Source organism: Rathayibacter rhapontici, assembly GCF_001995175.1.
GTDB lineage: Bacteria > Actinomycetota > Actinomycetes > Actinomycetales > Microbacteriaceae > Rathayibacter.
In genome coordinates this window covers 1-21,492 of the sequence record NZ_MUKN01000018.1, presented here as the reverse complement: position 1 = coordinate 21,492, position 21,492 = coordinate 1, and the positions used below count along the sequence as shown (strand labels likewise).

The window sequence follows — 21,492 nt, the reverse complement described above, 5'->3', positions numbered from 1 at the left end:
GTTCCATACGACGAGTCTACCGAGCGCGTCGAGTCCTCCTTCCATCCCCCGGCTATGGAATACCGTCGGACGAGTGACCGACGCCCCGACCCGAGCCAGCGTCGGACTGCGCTCCGAGCGCGGTCCGATCCTCCTCTCGCTGATGATCTCGACCGCGCTGGTCGCCCTCGACGCCACGATCCTCGCGACCGCCGTGCCGTCGATCGTCGACGACCTCGGCGGATTCGCGCAGTTCCCCTGGCTGTTCTCGATCTACCTGCTCGCCCAGGCCGTCTCGGTCCCCCTGTACGGCAAGCTCTCGGACGTGATCGGGCGCAAGCCGATCATGCTGATCGGCATCGGGCTGTTCCTCCTCGGCTCCCTGCTCTGCGGGCTGGCCTGGAGCATGCCGGCGCTGATCGCCTTCCGGGCTCTGCAGGGGCTCGGCGCGGGTGCGATCCAGCCCATGGGCATCACCATCGCGGGCGACATCTATACCGTCGCCGAGCGCGCGAAGACCCAGGGCTACCTGGCGAGCGTGTGGGGCATCTCCTCCGTCGTCGGGCCGACCCTCGGCGGTGTGCTGTCTGACCTCGGCGCCTGGCGCGGGATCTTCCTGATCAACATCCCGCTCTGCCTGCTCGCCGCGTTCCTCCTGATCCGGAGCTTCCGCGAGACGACCAGAGGCGAGCGGCAGCCGATCGACGTGGCCGGAGCGGCCGTCCTCGCCGTGGGAACCGCACTGCTGATCCTCGGCCTGCTCGAAGGAGGGACCGCCTGGCCCTGGCTCTCGCCCGCCGGGATCGGCGTCTTCGCGCTCTCGGCCCTCGCCTTCGCCGTCTTCGTCGCGATCGAGCGGCGCGCCGCCGCCCCGGTGCTGCCGCTCTGGGTCCTCAGCCGTCGGCTCCTGCTGTCGACGAGCCTCGTCTCGGCCGCCGTCGGCGCGATCACCCTCGGCGTCACCTCCTACTTCCCGACCTTCGCCCAGGGCGTGCTCGGCAGCTCGGCGCTCGGGGCGGGCTTCGCCGTCGCGGCGATGACGCTCGGCTGGCCCGTCGCGGCGAGCCTGTCGGGGCGCCTCTACCTCCGCATCGGCTTCCGCAGCACGGGGTTCATCGGAGCGGGCCTCGTCGTCGTCGGCACCGCGCTGACGATCCTCCTCGGCAGCAGCTCGACGCTCTGGCAGATCGCGGGCTTCTGCGTGCTGATCGGTGCGGGCATGGGCCTCGTGGCCACTCCGACCCTCATCCGGGCGCAGTCCAGCGTCGAGTGGAACGAGCGCGGCGTGGTGTCGTCGACCAACTTCTTCGCCCGTAACATCGGCAGCGCGGTCGCCGTCGCGGTCTTCGGCGCGATCGTCAACGCCGCGACCGGAGACGGCACTCCCGCCCCCGAGGATCTGGCCGCCGGGACGCGGTCCGTCTGCATCGCCCTCGCGGTCGTCGCCCTCGGAATGCTCGCGGCGGTCGCGGCGATGCCGAAGGAGGGGCGTCCCGCCGCCGACTGATCAGTCGCGCGTGCGGTCGGCTCGCGCAGCGATCGCGCGGCGCGACGCGGCGATCCGCTGCAGTCGTGCGATCCGGGAGCGCCGGACCCGGTGCGTCCAGCGCAGCACGGGGTCGCCGAGACCCGGGTGCCGGCGCAGCGTGTGCAGCGCGCGGTCGAGGCGGCGCATCATGTCCCTCGCCGCACCGAACGGCCGTGCCGAGATGCCGACCTCGAGGTGGCGGTCGAGCACGATCCTGTGCCGCACGCCGAGGTGCACGCTGATCTCGACGTCGTCGTGCACGTACGAGTCCTCGCGGTGCATCTCCTCCGCGATCTCCCGCCAGGCGGAGCGGCGGATCGCGCAGTTCGACCCGAACAGCGGCCAGTGGGACAGGGCGGAGCCCATCAGGGCGAAGTACGCGTCCATGTAGACCACGCGGGCGAGCAGGCGCGGCACGGGGCTCAGCTCGACGAAGCGGCCCGGGCCCGTCACGGCTCCGACCGTCGGATCGGCGAAGTGACCGGAGAGTCGTGCGATCCAGTCCGGTCCCGGCTGCGAGTCGGCGTCAAGCCGGGCCAGCACGTCGCCCTCGGCGGCGTCGAAGCCGAACGCCGTGCTCGCGGGGATCCCGCTCCCCTCGTGCACCACGACCCGGGCGCCGAACGCCCGAGCCACCTCGGCGCTGTCGTCGGTGCTCCCGTCGTCGACGACCACGACCTCGAGGGGGGCGAGGGTCTGCTCGGCGAGGAGGGCGAGCAGCCGCTCCAGGTGGCGGGCGTCGTCCTTCACGGGGACGACGACGAGATGCGACGGTGTTCCATCCGCCCAGTCAACGCGATCCCAGGGGCCGGAGGGACCCTCCCACGCCGGTCGCGCCTCTCGCGATCGTGTCAAGCCGGTCCCGCACGCCTCCTCCGGATGCTCGGATCGAGGTGACGACGACGACCCCCACTCGGAATCAGGAGACGACATGACCCACGGACCTCGAGACTTCCACCCGACGCGCGCCGTCGTGACGGCGTCGGACTCCGGCATCGGCCGGGCGACCGCCGTCGCCCTGGCCCGGGCCGGGATGGACGTCGGCATCACCTGGCACAGCGACGAGGAGGGGGCGAACGGCACCGCGGAGGAGGTCCGCTCCCACGGCCGCCGCGCCGAGATCGCGCAGCTCGATGCCACAGAGCTCGACCGGGCGGGGGCCGTGATCGACGATCTCGCCGAGCGCCTCGGCGGCCTCGACGTGTTCGTCAACAACGCGGGCGGCGGAGGCGGCGAGCCCTTCCTCGAGCAGAGCGTCGAGAGCTGGCGGAGCACGGTGGCGCTGAACCTCGACGGCGCCTTCGTCTGCCTGCAGCGGGCGGCTCGGCGGATGGTGGACGCGGGGACCGGAGGACGCTGATCGCCGTCACCAGCGTGCACGAGCACCAGCCCCGCGTCGGAGCCGGAGCGTACGTCGCGTCCAAGCACGGACTCGGCGGGCTGCTCAAGGTCGCCGCACTCGAGCTCGGGGCGCACGGGATCACCGTGAACGCCGTCGCTCCCGGCGAGATCGCGACCCCGATGAACGACGCCGACGACGTCGACCCCTTCACGATCGACCGACCCGGCATCCCGCTCGGCCGCCCTGGCGACGCGCGCGAGATCGCCTCCGTCATCGCGTTCCTCGCCTCCCCCGGAGCCGCCTACGTCACCGGCTCCTCGTACGTGGTCGACGGCGGCATGCTGCAGATGGGCCCGCAGGCCGGCTCGCATCTGCTGCAGGACGACTGGCGCGAGGCCTGAGCGACTCCCCGCGCCGCTCCCCCGACCGGTACTCTCGAAGAGGTGCTCCGGCGGGCGGAGCGCCGGGCTCGGGATGTAGGTGACGCGCGTGTGGTTCCGCCGTCGACGCCGACTCAAGATGCGGCCGTACGATCCCGACGAGAACCCCTCGCGCGAGCCGGTCTCGGTCGAGGAGGCCACCGAGGAAGGTCTCATGCTCGCGGAGTACGCGAGCCGGATGGCCGTGAAGAACCGCGTGCTGATGGACGGGCTGACCGCCGACGTCCCCTTCGACGTGGGGCACTACTCGCGGGCCGCCGCGCTCGAGCTGCGGAAGCTCGCCGACGAGTCGGAGGCCGCCGCCGCGCGGCTGCGCGCGATCGCCGCTGAGGCGACCTCGGTGGGCGGCCGCTCCGATCACGTGCACGACTACCGCTCGGCCGACGTCGACAACCTCGACCACCGCGAGCGGCTGTCGCTCGCCGTCGCCGATACCCTGCGCCGCCGCGCGGGAGACGACGCGTACCTCGCGACTCTCGTCGACGGAGCGCGCCAGGACGCCTGGCGCGAGCTCTCGCAGTCGATCGAGGAGACCCTCGACCGTGCACCGAGGATCGACCCCGACGACGAGGAGTACCGCCGCGACCGCTCCGTGCGGATGGCGCTGGTCGTCGTCGACGACCTGGCCAAGCTCGCCCAGGACCGCGGCGTCGATCTCGAGCCCTGAGGAGGGCGCGGGTCGGTTCAGGCCCAGCCGGCGCGGAACGACTCCGTCGCCTCGGTCGACCTCTCGCGCACGGCCTCGAGCAGCTGCTCCATCGACTCGCTCCGGAGGAACGCCAGGCGGTCGAGCTCCGTCACCGGGGCGACGCCCGCGAGCTGCCACGCGTGCGCGGCCGGGTCCTCGGCGAGCTCGACGACCGCGCCGTAGCGCTGCTCGACGAACTCGCTCGCCACGGCCAGCGCCGTGCGCACCGCGGACTCCGCGGCGGTCAGAGCCTCGGCGAGGCGTGGCTCCCACTCCAGGTCGGGCAGCAGGCGGACCTCGGCGCGCGGGTACGGGTCGTCCTCGTACCAGCGGACGACCTCGAAGCGGTGCTCGCCGACCGAGTCGAGGGTGACGAACGACTCCGCGCCGTCGATGTTCAGGATGCGCGCCACGGTGCCGACCGCGAAGCGCTGATCGCCGCCGCCCACCTCCTGGCCGCGCTCGATGAGGACCACGCCGAAGGACAGGCTCTCGTCCTCGAGCACGTCGCCGAGCATCCGCAGGTACCGCGGCTCGAAGAGCCGGAGCGGGAGCGGCATGTGCGGCAGGAGCACGGAGCCGAGCGGGAACATCGGGAGGTCAGGCACAGGTCCAGGGAATCATGTCCGGCAGTCGGCGGCCAGTACGGGCGCACGGGCGACGGACGTGCTAGCGATCACGAGGTGGCGTCCGGACGCGGTCCGAGGACGGCGGCGATGAGCTCGTCGGCGTCCGCCAGGTAGCCGAGCAGCGCGGCCGCCTCCCGGGCCTCCGCCAGCCGGGCGATCGTCGGCGCACTGAACACCCCGTCGGCGGGGTCGCGGAGCAGGATCCCTCCGCGCGCGAGCGCCACCGCCGTGTCGTCGTCGAGCAGCCACGCGTTCACCCCGGCGGTCTCGACCGTCGCGTCGACGGACCGCCGTCCGCGCCCGACATGGACCCGGGTCGCCGACCGGACGGGCAGCGGTGCGACCGTCAGATCCCCCCTGTTCACCGCACGGGTGACCGCGTCGGACAGGACGCCCCGCCCCAGGTCGTGCAACCGCGTCGCGAGCTCGATGTGCTCCATCGGTGATCCTCCGTCGTCCTTCGCGGCCGGCGGGGGCGGGACGGCCGGGCCCTCTCGCCCGCGGCAGGCCTCCTGCAGTGCGGGTGAACGCTCCGTCGCCTCCACGACCAGGCTAGAGACGCCGGACGGCGCGGCGCACCCCCCTTCCTGGACAGCGGCACCTGCTGTTCACCCGACTGGTGCATCATTCTCCGGTGGCTGCTGACGTGAACCTCGACGAGATCGCCTCCGAAGTATCGGCGCGCCTGCGCGCCCGCTTCCCCGACCGCTCCGCGGAGGAGGTCGACGCGACCGTCCGCACCGAGCTCGACGCCCTCGCCGACCGCCCGGTCCGCGACTACCTGTCGGTGCTCACGGAGCGCGCCGCCAAGTCCCGCCTGAAGAAGTCGCCCTCGGCCTGACGGCCCCCGGAGCCCGCTCGGGCGTCGGTACGGTGATCCCGTGCTCCGCGATCCGGTGACGGTCGATGCGATCGTCGATGCGACCCCCGAGGTCGTCTGGCGTGTCCTGACCCTCGAGCGCGGCTCCTGGTGGCCCGATCTGCGCTTCGACCCGGCCGTCGGCTCCCCGCTCGTCGAGACCTGGCTCGACGACGGACGTCCGATGAGCGCCTCGGGAGCGGTCACCCGCTGCGAGGCGCCGCACCTCCTCGGCTTCACCTGGACCGAGCCGACGTGGGCGCACCCGCTCGACGTCGAGATCCGCCTCGCCGCGGTGGAGCGGTCGACCGCCGTGACGATCACCGAGAGCGGCTTCCTCCGCGCGCGGACGACGTCGGCGCTGCCGGCGGAGCACGAGGAGGGGTGGCGCTACCACCTGGCACGACTGAAGCGTGCGAGCGAGGGAGACACCCTCGACGCAGGCTGACGGTCGGCTCACCGGTGCCCGACGAGTCGCGGCGGAGGCCGGACGTCTCGTGGCGAGCGGTCGTGCGGAAGTAGGGCGTACGGGACTTGAACCCGTGACCGACGGATTATGAGTCCGCTGCTCTGACCGGCTGAGCTAACGCCCCGCGGACCCCGCCGGCGGGAGAGCCGTCAGGCTCGGCCAGCCGTGGCGGAGGCTGCGTCGATGGTCGGATCGGCCACCGGCTCACCACGATACAGGCTCTCGAATGTGCTGATCGTGCGGTTGATGTCGTGGGCGGCGACGATGCGCAGGGAGGCGCGCTTCATCTCCTCGAGGTGCTCGGGGGTGCTGGTCAGGACCTCGGTCAGGCGGTCGGCGAGGACCTGCGCGTTGCCGGGCTCGAAGAGGTGGCCGTTCTCGCCGTCGTGCACGAGGTGCGGGAGGGCCATCGCGTCGGCGGCGACGACGGGGAGGGCCGAGGCCATCGCCTCCATCGTCGCGATGCTCTGCAGCTCGGCGATCGAGGGCATCGCGAAGACGGTCGCGCGCGAGTACGCCTGCTTGAGCTCGGAGTCGGAGACGTAGCCGGTGAAGCGGACCCTGTCGCCGAGGTCGAGGCTCGCGGCCAGCTGCTGGAGGTTGCGCATCTGGTCGCCGCCGCCGACGATGTCGAGCTGCGCGTCGAGGGACGGATCGAGCAGGGCGACGGCGCGCAGGAGGACGTCGATGTTCTTCTCGCCGGTCACGCGGCCGACGAAGAGGATGCGGTTCTCGCCGCGCGGGGTGAAGTCGGGGGTGTAGTTGTCGGCGTCGATGCCGCACGAGATCGCGTGCACGCCGCGGAGCCCGGTGTACTGCTCGAGGAACTGGGCGGCCCGGCGGGTCGGAGTGGTGACGGCCTCGGCGCGGCCGAAGGTGCGGCGGGCGGCGCGCCACGCCATCTGCACGGCCTTCGCCTGGACGCCTTGGGCAGCAGCGTGAACTCGAGCATGTTCTCGGGCATGAAGTGGTTGGTGCCGATGATGCGGATGCCGCGCTTCGCCGCCTCGATGCCCAGGCCGCGGCCGACGATGATGTGCGACTGGAAGTGGACGACGTCGGGCTTGACCTCGTCGAGGATCCGCGCGCTGTTCTGCTTGATCCGCCACGGCATGGCGAAGCGCAGCCAGTCGTGCGGGAACCAGCGCCAGCTGTGGAGGCGGTGCACGATCATCCGCCGGCCCTCGTGGGTCTCGAACCGCGTGCCGCTCCAGCCGTCGGCCGACGGAGCGACGACGTGCACCTCGTGACCGCGCGCGACGAGGCCCGCGGCGAGGCGCTCGGCGAACTTCGCGGCGCCGTTCACGTTCGGGGCGAACGTGTCGCAGCCGATGACGACCTTCAGCGCTCGTGCGCCGGAGTCGGAGGAGGAGCCGGTCGAGGACGTCGCCTCGGTGCCGTGCGGGACGGACTCGTCGGGAGCGTCCGAGGTCTCGCTCGGCACGGGCGACTCCGGTCGTGACGCGGCGCGGGGGTCTGGCACGGGGTGGTTCCTCACGGTGTTGTCCGCTCGTGGCGGGGTGACGATCGGCGAGTGGTCGGTCGGCTTCGGATCACCTCGGCGCGGTCCCAGTGTAGACAGCGGGCCTCGGGGATCCGCGGATTGGCGGGCCGCGTCGTCCGGGTCAGCGGGCCTGCGGGTGGTGCTTCGCGAGCAGCAGGACGCCCCAGATGGCGACCGCTCCGGCGATCACGAAGAGCGGGATCGCCCAGGGGGCCGCGTACTGCGCCTCGCCGAGCACGATGATGCCGATGGCCACGGCGACCAGCGGATCGATGACGGTGAGACCGGCGACGACGAGGTCCGGCGGACCGGACGAGTAGGCGTTCTGCACGAAGTAGCCGCCGAGCGCGCTGGCCGCGAGCAGGGCGACGATGCAGACGACGGTGAGCGGGTCGAACTCGCCGAACTTGATGCGGTTGAGGACGACCTTCGCGAGGGTCGCGACGAAGCCGTAGACGACTCCGGCGCCCAGGATGTAGAAGATGGCGCGCGCCCGGCGGCGGAACACCCGGAACGCGACGACGAACACCGCGAGCACGATCCCCAGGATGACGAGGATGGTGATCAGCTGGGGCGTCCGGATCGACTTGTCGACCGCGTTGAAGGCCGCGACGAGGACGAAGGTTCCCACGCCGCCGACGCAGAGGACGATCGCGCGGATCGAGGCCTTGTTGAGGCGGACCCGGCTGACGCGCGCGTTCATGACGGCCGTGATGACCAGGGCGACCGCGCCCAGCGGCTGCACCACGATGAGCGGCGAGAAGCCGAGGCTCGTCAGCTGGAACACGACGGCGAGGCCGAGCATGAGCGTCCCGACGACCCACGAGGGCCGCGAGAGCAGGGCGAAGAGCTGGCCGCCGTTCAGCCCGGAGGAGCCGGAGCGGCCCGAGAACCGCTCCACCTTCGCGACTCCGCGGTGCTGGAACTGCGCCCCCAGCGAGAGGAAGACCGCGCCGACGAGCGCGATCGGGATGCCGATGAACTGCACCGGGTCGAGCGTGAACTGCTCGGTCAACTCGGTCAGGTCTGCGGGCATGCGCTCGACCCTACCGACATATCCTCCGCGGGCCGTCCGGCGCACGGGTGACGTGGGAAGCCCAGCGGATGACCCCCGAGGACGGGGCTCGAGGACCCCCGCGATACCCTGGGCTCCATGGCCGTCCTCCCTATCCTCATCGCCGGCGACCCCGTGCTGCACTCCCCCGCCGCCCCCGTCACCGTGTTCGACGACACCCTCCGCACGCTGGTCGCGGACATGTTCGAGACGATGGAGGCGGCCCCCGGCGTCGGCCTCGCCGGCCCGCAGGTCGGAGTGGCGCTGCGCCTCTTCGTCTACGACTACGCCGACGACGACGGCACCCCCCGCCGCGGCGTCGCGATCAATCCGGAGCTCTTCGTCTCGCCCGCGCCCCTCGGCGAGGCCGACGAGGACCTCGAGTCCGAGGGGTGCCTCTCGTTCCCGGGTGAGCGCTTCCCGCTGCGCCGCTCCGAGAAGGCGATCCTGCGGGCCGTCGATCTCGACGGAGCGCCCTTCGAGATCGTGGCCGACGGCTGGTTCGCGCGCGTGTTCCAGCACGAGTACGACCACCTCGACGGCATCCTCTACACAGACCGCCTCGAGCACGAGTACCGGAAGCCCGTCGCGAAGATCACCCGCAAGCGCGGCTGGGGCGTGCCCGGCACGACGTGGATGCCGGGAGTCGACGGCCTGGAGGACTGACCTCCGGCCGTTCAGCCCAGGTCGACCCCGTGCACGCCGTTGTGGTGGCGCAGCGCGGGGAACGAGGCGGTGACGGAGCGGCCCACGCCCGGCGTCCGCTTCTCGGTCACGTCTCCGCCGAAGAGGGCGGCGCGCTCGCGAAGCTCCAGGAGGGCGGGGCTGTCGATCCGCTCGGTCAGGGCGTGCAGATCGGCCTCGACGGCGCTCGCATCCGCCTGCGCCGCTCCGTGCCGCTCGCGGTCGTCGTCGATCTCGACGCGCAGGCCCGTCGATGTCCAGCGCGAGCTGATCCGGACCTCGGTGCCGGTGCCACCGGTCGCCGACGCCTGGTCGAAGGCGTACTCGAGGACGCGCAGGACGGCCACCTCGGCTCCGTCCTGCAGTGCGAACGGCTCGCCGAAGGTCTCCTCGTGGACGGAGAGGCCGCGGTCGCGGGCGAGGGCCGTCAGCGTCTCGGCGCCGTCGGTCGCGGGCAGCTCCCGCGGGTCGACCGCTGCGACGACCGCGATGCGCCGCAGCTGCGCGAGCGAGGACTCAGCGGCGCGCACCGCGCGCACCGCGGAGCGCTCGGCGGCGGCGGGGTCGCGCTCGATGGTCAGCCGCACGCTCTCGGCCTCCTCGACGACGAGGGAGGCGCTGCGGACGGCGAGCTGCTCGAGCTCCCCCACGATCCGCAGCCGCGCCTCCTGCTCGCCGACGGCCAGCTCGAGACGTGCGACGCGCTCCGTCTCGCGGGAGTGCCGCTCGCGCAGCTCCTTCTCGGCGGTGAAGGAGCGGCGCCACAGGACGATCGCGCCGACGGCGACGATCAGGGCCAGGACGAGGACGACTTCGAGCACGACGGCCTCCGGTGCGGTGACGGGGATCGGCGCGAGGGCACGCCGGAGAGCGATGGTACCCGCGTGCGGCGGCCGCTCGCTGAGCCTGCGACGGGGCTTGCGCTCAGCGGTCGGCGGCCCGGACCGAGCGGGTGACGGTGAACTTGCGGTCGCGGGCGACGACGGACGTCGCTCCGATCGACCGCCGCAGCTCGGCCGGGTGGGCGAGGTGGGAGTTGAAGACGGTCCAGAGCTCGCCGCGCGGGCGCAGGAGGCGGCCTGCTGCGCGGATCATGCGCCGCGCGACGAGGTCGGTGACCGCTCCGTCGGAGTGGAACGGCGGATTGCAGACGACGACGTCGACCGATCCGGCCTCGAGCGTCGAGGCGTTGTCGTCACGCAGGACGCGGTAGCGCAGGCCGTTGGCCTCGGCGGTGGCGCGGGCCGACTCCGTCGCCGCGCGGGAGGTGTCGGTGGCGACGACGTCGAGGTCGGGGCGGGAGCGGGCGAGCACGGCGGCGAGGATCCCCGTGCCGCAGCCGAGGTCGACGGCCGTGCCCGCGGGGAGCCTCCGCGTGTCGAGGGCCGCCAGCAGCGCCCGGGTGCCGATGTCGAGGCGGGCGCCGGCGAAGGCTCCGGGGACGGCGACCACCTCGAGGTCGAGCTCGTCGAGGCGGCGGCGCTCGGGCACGGGGGCGGGCGCCTGCTCGGCGCGGGCGGTGGTGGCGAGCAGCGCCCGCGACTTCTGCCGCGCCGGGCTGACGTCGACGCGCTCGTAGCGGGCGAGCAGCACGTCGTTCATGCCGTGGCTCATGTGCTTGATCCGTCCCGCGGCGATCAGCGGGGAGGTCGGGGCGGACCGCGCGGTCCCGGCCGTGATCGCGGCGAGTGCGTCGAGCGAGCGGGGCAGCCGGAGGAGCACCGCGTCGCTCCCGCCGACGGCGGCCTCGACGCTCTCGGCGACGGTCACGGCGGCGAGCTCGATGCCCGCAGCGCGCACCGCCTCGGTGTTCGCGGCGAGGGCCCGCTCGGCGGTGATCGAGTCCTGGACGACGCTCACCGCGACCCCCTCGGCGGCGAGAGCGAGGGCGAGGGCTCCGTAGGCGTCTCCGACGACCGCGACGCGGCCGCGCTGCTCGAGGAGGTCGAGGAGGAGCCGGTCCGAGGCGTCGACCGCCACGAGGGACGGGGCCTCGACATCGGGGCGTCGACGGAGGAGGCCGAGGACGTCCTCGCGCATCGCGCCTCCGTTCCGGCGGCGGCCACGGGCTCGAGCACCCGCGACCCTCACCAGGGCAAAGAAAAAGGGCCCGAGAGTGGAGTCCCAGGCCCTTCGCTCCCCGACTTGGACTCGAACCAAGAACCTACCGGTTAACAGCCGATTGCTCTGCCAATTGAGCTATCGAGGATCATCCGACCACCCGGAGGCGATCAGCGCAGGACTACTTTAGCAAACTCTGCGGGAAGACCAAATCGGGCGGCGGGGTCCGTCAGTAGCCCGCTTCCGGGTCGACGACGCCGACCAGGTCCTCCCCCGAGGCGAACGCCGCGGTGTTGATCCGGACGCGCTCGGCGAGCAGCGGCGCGGTCATCTCGGGGGTGTCGGCGGAGTGCGGGGTGATCAGGCACCGCGGCTCGCTCCACAGCGGGTGCCCGTCGGGCAGCGGCTCCGGGTCTGTGACGTCGAGCGCGGCTCCTGCGAGCCGGCCCTCGGCCAGCGCGGCGACGAGTGCGTCCGTGTCGACGAGGCTCCCCCGTGCGATGTTCACGAGGACCGCGTGCGGCGCGAGTCGCGAGAGCAGCTCCGCGTCGACGAGGTGCCGCGTCCCACCGGTCGCGGCGGCCGCGAGGACCAGCACGTCGGCGTCGGCCACGACCTCGGCGAGCCTGTCGCTCGTCACGGTGCGCTCGGCGCCCGGCAGCGGGTCGGCGCCGCGCCGGACCACCGTGACGTGCGCGTCGAAGACCGTGACCAGGCGGACGAGCTCCTGCGCGATGCCTCCTGCGCCGACGACGACGACGCGGGCGCGGTGCAGGGTCGCGGCGCGCTTCGCACCCCACGAGGTCGCCCGGGCGCGCTCGGGGAGGGAGCGCAGGAGCGCCAGAGTCAGGGCGAGCGCGTGCTCGGCCACCGGCTCCGAGTAGGCGCCCTTCGCGCTCGTCCAGGACAGTCCCGGTCGCGCGGCGCTGCGCAGGGTGGAGGCGAACGCGTCGACTCCGGCCCAGGGCAGCTGCACCCAGCGGATCGACGGGTGCTGCTCGAGGACGTCCTCGAGCTCGTCCACCCGGCCGTACGAGAGCCAGAGCAGCGCATCCGGAGTGCCGTCGAGTCCGACGACCCGGCCGCCGCCGTCCTCGATCGCGCGGGTGAAGACGTCCTTCGTGCGCGGCAGCACCGCGACCCGCGGCGTCGTCACAGCGCCTCCTCGACCGGAGCGACGCGCTGGGCGCGCGAGGCGTCGAACCGCTCGTACTCCGCGAAGGCGGCGCCGAGCTCCCGCACGTACGGGTGGCGCGACTCGATCAGCACGTCCAGGAGCGGGCCGTAGGCGACGACCTCCCCGCCCACGAGCACGGCGATGCGGTCGGTAGCGCGGCTGAGCACGTCGATGTCGTGGCTGACGACGACCGCGGCGAACTCCTCCCGCCGGCGCAGATCGGCGAGCAGATCGACGATCGACTCCCGGACGGTCGCGTCGATGCCCGACGTCGGCTCGTCGGCGACGAGGACCTTCGGGCCGAGCACGAGCGCCCGGGCGATCGCGACGCGCTGGCGCTGGCCGCTCGAGAGCTCGTACGGGAAGCGGTCGAGCAGGAACAGCGGCAGGTGCACCGAGTCGAGCAGGGTCGCGACGCGCACGGCGGCGCTCTTGGGGTCGTAGTGGCGGTCGCGGAGGAAGATCGGCTCGGCGATCAGCTCCGAGACGGTGAGCTCCGGTCGGAGCGTCGCTCCCGCGTCCTGCGCCAGGTACGCCACGTCGAACGTGAAGCGCTTGATCTCGCGGGCGGGCAGGTGCCGGAGCCGGTGACCCGCGACGGTCGCATCGCCTCCGACGATCAGCGGGCGGGCCCGGTCGCCGTCGCCGCCGAGCCCGTCGCCGCCGAGGACCCGGGCGAGCGTGGACTTGCCCGAGCCGCTGCCGCCGAGGATCCCGAGCACCTCCCCCGGCTCGACCCGGAGGCTGATGCCGCGCAGGGCGGTCCACCGGCGGCTGATGCCGCGCGGCGGGTACTCGACGCTGAGATCGTCGACGACGATCGGCGCGGACTCCGTGCTCACGCGTCGCGCTCCGCGCGGGTGATGCGGCGCAGGAGCTCACGCCGCTCGGCCTGCTCGGCGGGATCCGGGACCGGCAGGGACGCCAGCAGTCGCTGCGTGTAGGGGTGCTTCGGGGTCGCGAGGACCTCCTCGCCCGTGCCCTCCTCGACCAGCTCGCCGCGGTAGAGCACCGCGATCCGGTCGGCCAGGAGGTCGACGACCGCGAGGTCGTGGCTGATGAACAGCGAGGCGAAGCCGAACTCGCGCTGCAGCTCCGAGAACAGCTCGAGGACGCGGGCCTGCACCGAGACGTCGAGCGCCGAGGTCGGCTCGTCGGCGATCAGCAGCTTGGGCTGGAGGGCGAGCGCTCGCGCGAGGCTCGCGCGCTGACGCTGCCCGCCCGAGAGCTCGTGCGGGTAGCGGTCGCCGTAGGACTTCGGCAGCTGCACCGCCTCGAGGAGCTCGTCCACCCTGGATCGCGCGGAGCCGGCATCCGGGAACCGCCGATGCACGACGAGCGGCTCGGCGACGCACTCGGCGATGGTGAGCAGCGGGTTGAAGCTCGACGCCGGGTCCTGGAAGACGAAGCCGATGTCGCCGCGCACCGGGCGGAACGACCGCTCGCGGATGCCGCGCATCTCCTTCCCCAGGACGCGGAGGGATCCGCCCGTGACGGTCGTCAGGCCCGCGATCGCGCGCCCGATCGTCGTCTTGCCCGATCCGCTCTCGCCCACCAGGCCCAGGACCTCGCCCGCGCGGATGCGGAACGAGACGCCGTCGACCGCGACGAAGCCGGAGCGGCCGAGCCGGCCCGGGTACTGGATCCGGAGACCGTCGGCCTCGACCAGGGTCTCGGCCTCGGGCAGGCTCGCCCGCTCGATGGCGCGGTCCTTCGCCCGCTCGACGCCCTGGCCGACATGCGGCACGGCGGCGAGCAGCTTCTTCGTGTACTCGGCCTTCGGCGAGGCGAAGAGCTCGGCGACCGGCGCCTCCTCGACCAGCTCGCCCTGGTACATCACGGCGACGCGGTCGGCGAGATCGGCGACCACGCCCATGTTGTGGGTGATCAGCACGATGGAGGTGCCGAAGTCGTCGCGGCAGCGGCGGAGGAGATCGAGGATCTCGGCCTGCACCGTGACGTCGAGCGCCGTGGTGGGCTCGTCGGCCACGATGAGCCCGGGATCGAGCACGAGCGCCATCGCGATGACGACGCGCTGCTTCTGCCCGCCCGAGAACTGGTGCGGGTAGTAGTCGACCCGCTTCTCCGGCTCGGGGATGCCGACGGTGCGGAGGACGTCGATCGCGCGGGCGCGCGCCTCCTTCTTCGAGACGCTGCCGTGGGCGCGCAGCCCCTCGGCGATCTGCCAGCCGACGGTGAAGACGGGGTTCAGCGCGGTCGAGGGCTCCTGGAAGACCATCGCCACGTCGGTGCCGCGGATCTCGCGCAGTCGCGCCTTCGGCACCGACACGACGTCGGTGGAGGAGCTGCCGTCCTTCTTCGAGAGCAGCACGACGCCCGAGGCGGTGGCGGTCTCGGGCAGCAGGCCCAGGATCGTCTTCGCCGTCACGGTCTTGCCGCTGCCGGACTCGCCGACGATCGCGAGCACCTCGCCGCGCTCGACCCGGAGGCTCACTCCGGCGACGGCGCGGACGGCACCCCGGTCGCTGGCGAAGGCGACCTCGAGATCGGTGATGTCGACGATCGGCCTCTGGTCGCTCATCGCGTCCCCTCCACTCCGGCGACGGGGTCGTGCCCCGGCGTCTCCAGGCCGTCCGCGGCGAGCACGCCGCCCGGGACGACGGACGTCGCGGCGACGTCGCCGGCTCCGGCGGCCACCGCGCGCGACCGCGCAGGCGCGGGTCGGCGAGGTCGTTCAGGCTCTCGCCGACGAGCGTGATGCCCAGCACGACGAGGACGATGGCGAGGCCCGGGAAGACCGAGGTCCACCAGATGCCGCTCGTGACGTCCGAGAGCGCCTTGTTGAGGTCGTAGCCCCACTCGGCCGCGGACGTGGGCTCGATGCCGAACCCGAGGAAGCCGAGACCTGCGAGGGTCAGGATCGCCTCGGACGAGTTGAGCGTGAAGATCAGCGGCAGGGTGCGGGTGGCGTTGCGCAGCACGTGACGGAACATGATCCGGCTCGTCGAGGCTCCGACGACCTTCGCGGACTCGACGTAGGCGTCGCCCTTGATCCGCACCGTCTCGGCGCGGATCACCCGGAAGTACTGCGGGATGTAGACGACCGTGATCGAGACGGCGGCGGCGAAGATGCCGGCCCAGAGGTTCGACTGCCCGCCCGAGATCACGATCGACATGACGATCGCGAGGAGCAGAGTCGGGAAGGCGTAGATCGCGTCGCAGATCACGACGAGCACGCGGTCGAGCCAGCCGCCGAGGTACCCCGAGACCAGCCCGAGGAAGACGCCGACGAAGATCGACAGCACGACCGCGACGACGATCACGAGGAACGCGGTCTGCGCACCCCAGAGCACGCGGCTCAGGACGTCGTAGCCGCCGACGGTCGTGCCGAGCAGGTGCTCGGCGCTCGGCGGCTGCTGGGCGCCGAACGCTCCGTCGTCCGAGCGCAGCTGCGAGTAGCCGTACGGCGCGATCAGCGGAGCGAAGAGGGCGACCAGGAGGAACGCGCCGGTGATGACGAGGCCCGTGACGAGCATCCCGCGCTGCAGCCCCACGCTCTGGCGGAGCTGGTGCACGACGGGGAGCCGGTCGACGAGGCGGCGCCGCGGACGCGCGGCGGAGGCGGTGGTGGTGCTCATGCTCAGTACCTCACTCGCGGGTCGATGAGCGCCGCGATGACGTCGACGATGAAGTTGGTGAGCGCCACGATGACCGCCAGCAGGGCGACGATGCCCTGGACGGCCACGAAGTCGCGCGCCTGGAGGTACTCGGCCAGCTGGAAGCCGAGTCCCTTCCACTCGAACGTGGTCTCGGTCAGGACCGCGCCGCCGAGCAGCAGGGCGATCTGCAGTCCGATCACGGTGATGATCGGGATGAGCGCGGGCCGGTAGGCGTGCGTGCGGACCAGGCGGAACTCGCCGACGCCGCGCGAGCGCGCCGCGTCGACGTAGTCGGTGCCGAGGGTGCCGATGACGTTGGTGCGGACGAGGCGGAGGAAGATGCCGGCGGTCAGCAGGCCCAGCGCGACGGCGGGCAGCACCGCGTGCGAGAGCACGTCGGACACCGCCGCCGGGTCGCCGGTCTGGAACGCGTCGATCAGGTAGATGCCGGTCTTGTTCTCGAGGAACTGCAGCGACAGCTCCGTGCTGGTCGAGGCGCGACCGGCGACCGGGAACCACTTCAGCCAGACCGCGAAGACGAGCTTGAGCAGGAGTCCGGCGAAGAACACCGGAGTGGCGTAGCAGAGGATCGCGAAGATGCGCAGCACCGCGTCGGGCGTGCGGTCGCGGTGGTAGGCGGCCAGCATGCCGAGCGGGATTCCGACGAGGAACGCCACGAGGAGCGCGTAGAACGCGAGCTCGACGGTCGCCGCGCCGTAGGTCAGCAGCACCTCGGTGACGGGACGGTTGTCGCTCAGCGTGGTGCCGAAGTCGCCCGTGAGCAGCTGGCCGAGGTACTCGACGTACTGCACGAACAGCGGCCGGTCGTAGCCGGCGGCCGCGACGCGCTCGGCGAGCTGGTCGGCGGTCAGGCGTCCGCCGAGGGCGGCCGTGATCGGGTCGCCCGTGGTGCGCATGAGCAGGAACACCAGCGTCACGAGGATGAAGACGGTGGGGATGATGAGCAGGAAGCGGACGAGCAGGTAGCGCCCGAGTCCACCTCCGGAGCCGCGCGATCGCCGGGTGGGCGTCGTCGCCGCAGCCGTCGTGGCTGTCGTCACGTGATGCCTTTCGTGGAGAAAGGCCGGCGCTCCCGATCGGGGAGGCGCCGGCCTCGGAGGGGTGGATCAGCCCTTGCTGAGCGCCGCGTAGCGGAACTTGAACGAGGCGTCGAGGGTGTCCTCTGCTCCGCTCACGTCGCTGCCGACGACCGCGACCTGCGAGCCCTGGAGGTACGGGACGGTCGACAGCTGCGCCGCGACCTTGTCCTGGATCTCCTCGATGACCGCGGTGCGCGCGTCGGGATCGGTCGTCGAGACCTGCTCCGCGATCAGGCCCTGGACCTCGGCGTCGTCGTAGTGGTTCGCGAGGAAGTTCTCCTCGATGAAGAACGGCGAGAGGTAGTTGTCGGCGTCCGAGTAGTCCGGGAACCAGCCCAGCTGGTACGCCGGGTAGACGTCCGAGCTGCGGTCCTTGGAGTACTGGACCCACTCCGTGGTCTGCAGGTCGACGGTGAACAGACCCGACGACTCGAGCTGGTCCTTGATCAGCGCGTACTCGTCGCCCGAGGACGGGCCGTAGTGGTCGTTCGAGTACTGGAGGCTGAGCGTGACAGGCTCGGTGATGCCGGCCGCCTGGAGCCGCGCCGCGGCCTTGTCCGCGTCCGGTCCGCCCTGGCCGTCGCCGTAGAGCGACTTGAGCGGCTCGGTCGCGCCGGTCAGGCCCTCGGGGACGAAGGAGTAGAGCGGGGTGTAGGTGCCCTTGTAGACCTGGTCGGCGATCTCATCGCGGTCGATCAGGTCGGCCACGGCCTGGCGCACGGCGAGCGACTTGGCCGGGTCGGCCTCGGCGGTCGTCGCTCCGAAGGGCTGGGTGTCGAAGTTGAAGACGATGTAGCGGATCTCGCCGCCGGGGCCGTCGACGACCTTGACCGCGTCGTTGCCGCGGAGGTCCTCGACGTCGGTCGCCGAGAGGCTCCGGAACGCCACGTCGATGTTGCCCTCCTGGATGTCCAGCTTGAGGTTCGACGAGTCGGCGTAGTACTTGACGTTGACGGTGCCGGTCTCGGCCGCGCCGAGCACGCCCTCGTAGCCCTCGTACGCCTTGTACTGGATGAGGTTGTTCACGTCGTAGTTCGCGATCGTGTACTGACCGGCGAAGGCCTCGCCAGAGACGATCTCGTCGTCCGGAGTCAGCGCGTCGGCCGAGAAGACGTCCTCGTCGACGATCGGGCCGGCGGGGCTCGAGAGGATCTGCGGGAACGTCTGGTCGTTCTCGGACTTGAGCGTGAAGACCACGGTGGTGTCGTCGGGAGCCGCGACGCTGTCGAGGTTCGCGAGGAGCGAGGACGGGCCGTTGGCGTCCGCGATCGCCAGCTGGCGGTCGAACGAGAACTTGACGTCCGAGGAGGTGAGGTCGTTGCCGTTCGCCCACTTCAGACCCTCCTTGAGGGTCACGGTGTACTCGGTGGGCGCCGAGAACTCGGCGGACTCGGCGATGTCGGGCTCGACGTCGGGGCTGCCGTAGGGCGTGTTCATGAGGAACGGGTAGACCTGGTTCATCACGGCGAAGGAGCCGTTGTCGTACGAGCGGCCGGGTCGAGCGTCGTGATCTTGTCGGTCGTGCCGATCGTCAGGGCGCCTCCGGCGGCGCTGTCGCCCGCGGAGTCGGAGCCGCCGGCGGAGCAGCCCGCGAGCACGATCGCGACCGCGGCGAAGCCGGCGGCGGCGGAGAGCGCGCGAGCGCCCCGGGTGGATGCGGATGTCATTGTCCGTCTACCTCTTCCTGGTAAGGATCTGATGCGGGCGCGCTCGTGGCGCGCGCGGTCGTGCGGCGCACCGGTTCTCCCGGGCGCGCACCAGCGCACCCGGGCCGGGCGCCTGCAGTGCTGTTGTTCAGTGGTAACACATGTGGAAGCGCTCTCCGGGCCCGAGCGCTCCGCCGCGTCGGAATCTTCACACGACTGCAACACGCCCCTGGAAGGGTGACCGTCGCTGCTCCGGTGCTCACTCGCTCCGCAGAGCGCGCTTCTCGCGCTCGAGCTCGACGAGGCGCACCTGCACGGCGCGCGACATCACGGGGTCGGCGGAGGCGCGCTGCAGGGCCCCGCGCAGCTCGGCGATCTCGCGGAGCAGGTCGCGCTCGATCAGGGAGACGGCGACGTCGCGGGCGTAGCGCGCGAGCTTGGCCTCGTCGGCGGCCGGGATCGGCGCCACCGCGAGCTGGCGGACGAGGGAGGCGAACGGACCGGGGACGTCGTTGGCGACGTGCTCGACCCAGTCGCGGTCCTCCGCGCGCTCGAGGTTGGCGACGACGGCGTCGCGGACGACGCGCAGGGTCTCGTTGGTCACGGCGGCGTGCGCGGCGCGGGTCAGCAGCTCGACGCCCATCGCCTGCGGGAGCTGGAGCATCGCCATCAGCGCCTCGCGCTCGATGCGCGTGACGACGTCGACGGGGAGGTCGGCGAGGCGCGCGCCGCGGGCGGCTCGGTGGCAGCGGTCTCGCGCTCGGGCTCACGGCGCTCCTCGCGGGAGCCGCGGGGACGCGAGCCGGCCGAGCGCACCGCGGAGTTGACCTCGGACATGTCCAGGCCGAGCATCCGGGCGAGCTCGCGGGAGTAGCCGGGCCGGAGCGCGGGATCGCGGATCTCGGCGACCACCGGGGCGGCCGCGCGCAGAGCGGCGATCCGCCCCTCGACCGTCTCGAGGTCGTACCGCGAGAGCAGCTGGCGGATCACGAACTCGAACATCGGCTTCTTGTCGTCGATCAGGCGCCGGACCGCGTCGTCGCCGCGGTTGAGCCGCAGGTCGCACGGGTCCAGGCCCTCGGGTGCGACGGCGACGAAGGTCTGCGCGGCGAAGCGGTGCTCCTCCTGGAACGCCCGCATCGCCGCCTTCTGACCCGCCGCGTCGGGGTCGAACGTGAAGACGACCTCCCCCACTCCGCTGTCGTCGCCCAGCACCCGGCGCAGCACCTTGATGTGGTCGACGCCGAAGGAGGTGCCGCACGTGGCGACCGCGGTCGTCACTCCCGCGAGATGGCACGCCATCACGTCGGTGTAGCCCTCGACCACGACGACTTGGTGCCCGCGCGAGATGTCGCGCTTGGCGAGGTCGAGCCCGTAGAGCACCTGCGACTTGTGGTAGACGGGCGTCTCGGGGGTGTTGAGGTACTTCGGGCCCTTGTCCTCCTCGAGGAGGCGGCGGGCGCCGAAACCGACGGTCTGCCCGGTGACGTCGCGGATCGGCCAGACGAGGCGACCGCGGAACCGGTCGTAGACGCCGCCGCGGTTGCTGCTGCTGACCAGTCCCGCCGCGGTGAGCTCGGTCTCGGAGAAGCCGCGCCGCTTGAGCGCGGTCGTCAGCCCGTCCCAGCCGTCGGGCGCGAAGCCGACGCCGAAGCGGTCGGCAGCGGCGCGGTCGAAGCCCCGCTCGCCCAGGAACCTGCGGCCGACGTCGGCGCCCGGCGTGGCCAGCTGCTCGCGGAAGTACTCCTCCGCCGCCCGGTTCGCCTCGAGCAGGCGCACGCGACCACCGGTCTCGGGGGCCTGACCGCCGCCCTCCTCGTACTGGAGGACGATGCCGACGCGGGCGGCGAGCCGCTCCACCGTCTCGCTGAAGGACGTGTGGTCCATCTTCATGATGAAGCTGTAGACGTCGCCCGACTCCTGGCAGCCGAAGCAGTGGTAGAAACCGGCCTGCGGACGCACATGGAAGCTGGGGCTGCGCTCGTCGTGGAAGGGGCAGAGACCCTTGAGCGACCCGACGCCCGCCGACTTCAGGGTGACGTACTCGCCGACGACGTCGCCGATGTTGACCCGAGCCTTGACCTCCTCGACATCCTGTTGTCGAATCCGTCCTGGCACGGTGTCCATCGTAGTCGCCGGTCCCCGCCCGGCGACTCGCGGTCGGCTTTTCGACGGTGGATGTTCCGCAGAGCGGGTCCCGTCCGCCTACGGCGATCCGCTGACACGCGGATCACCTGTTCGGCTCGAACGGGGCCGCCCACCCGGCCGCTGCAGCTCGGTCCCGGTACAGAACGGTCCCGGTGAACGATCCCGGTACGGAACAGGAGCTGAGGAGGGGGTGCGTCCGCTGACAGGGGCTGGTCCGCCTTGGCAGCTGGCGTAGCGCATCACGCTGGCGCTCCGACGATGCTTCCGCCTCCTCCTGCTGGTCGAGTAGCCCCGCAGGGGCGTATCGAGAGCCACCTACCGAGCGGACGCGGATCTTGATACGGGCGCTGCGCGCCCTACTCGATCAGCAAGAGCGGGGCGCACCGGCACACTGACCACCCCGAGCTGAACGGGCGATCCGCGTGCCAGCGGATCGACCTACGCGAACGCACCCCGCTCTGCGGAACGCGACCACCCGCCCGAGCCGACCGCGCGGGGCCGGGCAGGGACCGGCCCCGTATCGGCACCGCGGAACGGAACGCACCCCGCTCTGCAGAACGCGAC

General features: G+C 72.1%; 17 protein-coding genes, 2 tRNA genes and 4 pseudogenes. 6 read left to right on the top strand and 17 right to left on the bottom strand.

What is annotated here, in order from left to right:
* The first annotated feature begins 142 nt into the window (after positions 1 to 142).
* Positions 143 to 1,486 carry an MFS transporter gene (locus B0T42_RS07635; RefSeq protein WP_077222663.1) on the top strand — a complete coding sequence of 448 codons (1,344 nt, stop codon included), beginning with the start codon at positions 143 to 145 and terminating at the stop codon, positions 1,484 to 1,486.
* On the opposite strand, the gene B0T42_RS07630 is transcribed toward B0T42_RS07635, so the two are convergent.
* On the bottom strand, positions 1,487 to 2,440 hold the full coding sequence (locus B0T42_RS07630) for a glycosyltransferase family 2 protein (RefSeq protein ID WP_077222631.1): 954 nt from the start codon (positions 2,438 to 2,440) through the stop codon (positions 1,487 to 1,489).
* On the opposite strand from B0T42_RS07630, the pseudogene B0T42_RS07625 reads away from it, so the two are divergent.
* Both B0T42_RS07625 and B0T42_RS07620 read left to right on the top strand, forming a co-directional pair.
* Positions 2,439 to 3,250 (top strand): annotated as a pseudogene (locus tag B0T42_RS07625) (SDR family oxidoreductase). The gene B0T42_RS07630 and the pseudogene B0T42_RS07625 sit on opposite strands and share 2 nt — an antisense overlap.
* Positions 3,251 to 3,338: 88 nt before the next feature.
* Positions 3,339 to 3,956: an asparagine synthase gene (locus B0T42_RS07620; protein ID WP_158078069.1), complete on the top strand. Its 618-nt coding sequence runs from the start codon at positions 3,339 to 3,341 to the stop codon at positions 3,954 to 3,956.
* A gap of 17 nt (positions 3,957 to 3,973) precedes the next feature.
* Here B0T42_RS07620 and B0T42_RS07615 read toward each other — a convergent pair whose 3' ends face one another.
* Both B0T42_RS07615 and B0T42_RS07610 read right to left on the bottom strand, forming a co-directional pair.
* The gene (locus tag B0T42_RS07615; RefSeq protein WP_235577256.1) at positions 3,974 to 4,585 is read right to left on the bottom strand and encodes an LON peptidase substrate-binding domain-containing protein; all 612 of its coding nucleotides are present in this window, start codon (positions 4,583 to 4,585) and stop codon (positions 3,974 to 3,976) included.
* Positions 4,586 to 4,653: 68 nt separating this feature from the next.
* Entirely contained in the window at positions 4,654 to 5,046 is a 393-nt protein-coding gene (locus B0T42_RS07610) for a hypothetical protein (RefSeq protein WP_077222629.1), read from the bottom strand.
* Between the two features lie 194 nt (positions 5,047 to 5,240).
* On the opposite strand from B0T42_RS07610, the gene B0T42_RS07605 reads away from it, so the two are divergent.
* Together B0T42_RS07605 and B0T42_RS07600 are read left to right on the top strand one after the other, a co-directional pair.
* Positions 5,241 to 5,447, top strand: coding sequence for a three-helix bundle dimerization domain-containing protein (locus tag B0T42_RS07605; RefSeq protein WP_139344449.1), 207 nt, complete (start codon positions 5,241 to 5,243; stop codon positions 5,445 to 5,447).
* Between the two features lie 40 nt (positions 5,448 to 5,487).
* Positions 5,488 to 5,913, top strand: coding sequence for an SRPBCC family protein (locus B0T42_RS07600; protein WP_236720175.1), 426 nt, complete (start codon positions 5,488 to 5,490; stop codon positions 5,911 to 5,913).
* A gap of 71 nt (positions 5,914 to 5,984) precedes the next feature.
* Here B0T42_RS07600 and B0T42_RS07595 read toward each other — a convergent pair.
* The 3 genes and pseudogenes from B0T42_RS07595 to B0T42_RS07585 all read right to left on the bottom strand — a co-directional run bounded on the left by B0T42_RS07595 (position 5,985) and on the right by B0T42_RS07585 (position 8,474).
* A tRNA-Ile gene (locus B0T42_RS07595) sits at positions 5,985 to 6,058 on the bottom strand.
* A gap of 25 nt (positions 6,059 to 6,083) precedes the next feature.
* A pseudogene (locus tag B0T42_RS07590) lies at positions 6,084 to 7,267 on the bottom strand (glycosyltransferase).
* Positions 7,268 to 7,559: 292 nt separating this feature from the next.
* Complete coding sequence (locus B0T42_RS07585) at positions 7,560 to 8,474, bottom strand: DMT family transporter (protein WP_077222627.1); 915 nt, start codon at positions 8,472 to 8,474, stop codon at positions 7,560 to 7,562.
* Between the two features lie 117 nt (positions 8,475 to 8,591).
* Between B0T42_RS07585 and def the strand changes: the two genes are divergently transcribed.
* A complete protein-coding gene (gene def / locus B0T42_RS07580; RefSeq protein WP_077222626.1) occupies positions 8,592 to 9,158 on the top strand; it encodes a peptide deformylase in 567 nt (188 codons plus the stop codon).
* 11 nt (positions 9,159 to 9,169) lie between these two features.
* Here the strand turns inward: def and B0T42_RS07575 are convergent, their stop codons facing one another.
* The 11 genes and pseudogenes from B0T42_RS07575 to dnaG form a co-directional block, all read right to left on the bottom strand.
* Entirely contained in the window at positions 9,170 to 9,997 is an 828-nt protein-coding gene (locus tag B0T42_RS07575) for a sensor histidine kinase (protein WP_077222625.1), read from the bottom strand.
* Positions 9,998 to 10,100: 103 nt separating this feature from the next.
* Positions 10,101 to 11,216 (bottom strand): class I SAM-dependent methyltransferase, encoded by a 1,116-nt coding sequence (locus B0T42_RS07570; protein ID WP_077222624.1) that lies wholly within the window; start codon positions 11,214 to 11,216, stop codon positions 10,101 to 10,103.
* A 96-nt stretch (positions 11,217 to 11,312) separates the two neighbouring features.
* A tRNA-Asn gene (locus tag B0T42_RS07565) sits at positions 11,313 to 11,385 on the bottom strand.
* Positions 11,386 to 11,466: 81 nt separating this feature from the next.
* Positions 11,467 to 12,393 carry a D-isomer specific 2-hydroxyacid dehydrogenase family protein gene (locus B0T42_RS07560; protein WP_094742705.1) on the bottom strand — a complete coding sequence of 309 codons (927 nt, stop codon included), beginning with the start codon at positions 12,391 to 12,393 and terminating at the stop codon, positions 11,467 to 11,469.
* Positions 12,390 to 13,256 carry an ATP-binding cassette domain-containing protein gene (locus B0T42_RS07555; protein WP_077222623.1) on the bottom strand — a complete coding sequence of 289 codons (867 nt, stop codon included), beginning with the start codon at positions 13,254 to 13,256 and terminating at the stop codon, positions 12,390 to 12,392. The genes B0T42_RS07560 and B0T42_RS07555 overlap by 4 nt, the downstream gene beginning before the upstream one ends.
* A complete protein-coding gene (locus tag B0T42_RS07550) occupies positions 13,253 to 14,956 on the bottom strand; it encodes an ABC transporter ATP-binding protein (RefSeq protein ID WP_077222622.1) in 1,704 nt (567 codons plus the stop codon). The genes B0T42_RS07555 and B0T42_RS07550 overlap by 4 nt, the downstream gene beginning before the upstream one ends.
* Before the next feature lie 115 nt (positions 14,957 to 15,071).
* Positions 15,072 to 16,013: pseudogene (locus B0T42_RS07545) on the bottom strand (ABC transporter permease); the annotation flags it as partial.
* A gap of 2 nt (positions 16,014 to 16,015) precedes the next feature.
* The gene (locus tag B0T42_RS07540) at positions 16,016 to 17,095 is read right to left on the bottom strand and encodes an ABC transporter permease (protein WP_077222621.1); all 1,080 of its coding nucleotides are present in this window, start codon (positions 17,093 to 17,095) and stop codon (positions 16,016 to 16,018) included.
* Between the two features lie 66 nt (positions 17,096 to 17,161).
* A pseudogene (locus tag B0T42_RS07535) lies at positions 17,162 to 18,801 on the bottom strand (ABC transporter substrate-binding protein).
* 238 nt (positions 18,802 to 19,039) lie between these two features.
* Entirely contained in the window at positions 19,040 to 19,450 is a 411-nt protein-coding gene (locus tag B0T42_RS22655; RefSeq protein ID WP_446737363.1) for a hypothetical protein, read from the bottom strand.
* The gene (gene dnaG / locus B0T42_RS07530; protein WP_446737362.1) at positions 19,450 to 20,898 is read right to left on the bottom strand and encodes a DNA primase; all 1,449 of its coding nucleotides are present in this window, start codon (positions 20,896 to 20,898) and stop codon (positions 19,450 to 19,452) included. Before dnaG ends, B0T42_RS22655 begins: the two co-directional genes overlap by 1 nt.
* Positions 20,899 to 21,492 lie beyond the last annotated feature (594 nt).

Bases quoted from the DNA above. Each gene is read 5' to 3' on its own strand.
- B0T42_RS07635 (WP_077222663.1), top strand. From the start codon at position 143: ATGATCTCGACCGCGCTGGTCGCCCTCGACGCCACGATCCTCGCGACC.
- B0T42_RS07630 (WP_077222631.1), bottom strand. From the start codon at position 2,440: ATGTCGTCTCCTGATTCCGAGTGGGGGTCGTCGTCGTCACCTCGATCC.
- B0T42_RS07610 (WP_077222629.1), bottom strand. From the start codon at position 5,046: ATGGAGCACATCGAGCTCGCGACGCGGTTGCACGACCTGGGGCGGGGC.
- B0T42_RS07585 (WP_077222627.1), bottom strand. From the start codon at position 8,474: ATGCCCGCAGACCTGACCGAGTTGACCGAGCAGTTCACGCTCGACCCG.
- def (WP_077222626.1), top strand. From the start codon at position 8,592: ATGGCCGTCCTCCCTATCCTCATCGCCGGCGACCCCGTGCTGCACTCC.
- B0T42_RS07570 (WP_077222624.1), bottom strand. From the start codon at position 11,216: ATGCGCGAGGACGTCCTCGGCCTCCTCCGTCGACGCCCCGATGTCGAG.
- B0T42_RS07550 (WP_077222622.1), bottom strand. From the start codon at position 14,956: ATGAGCGACCAGAGGCCGATCGTCGACATCACCGATCTCGAGGTCGCC.
- B0T42_RS22655 (WP_446737363.1), bottom strand. From the start codon at position 19,450: ATGGCGATGCTCCAGCTCCCGCAGGCGATGGGCGTCGAGCTGCTGACC.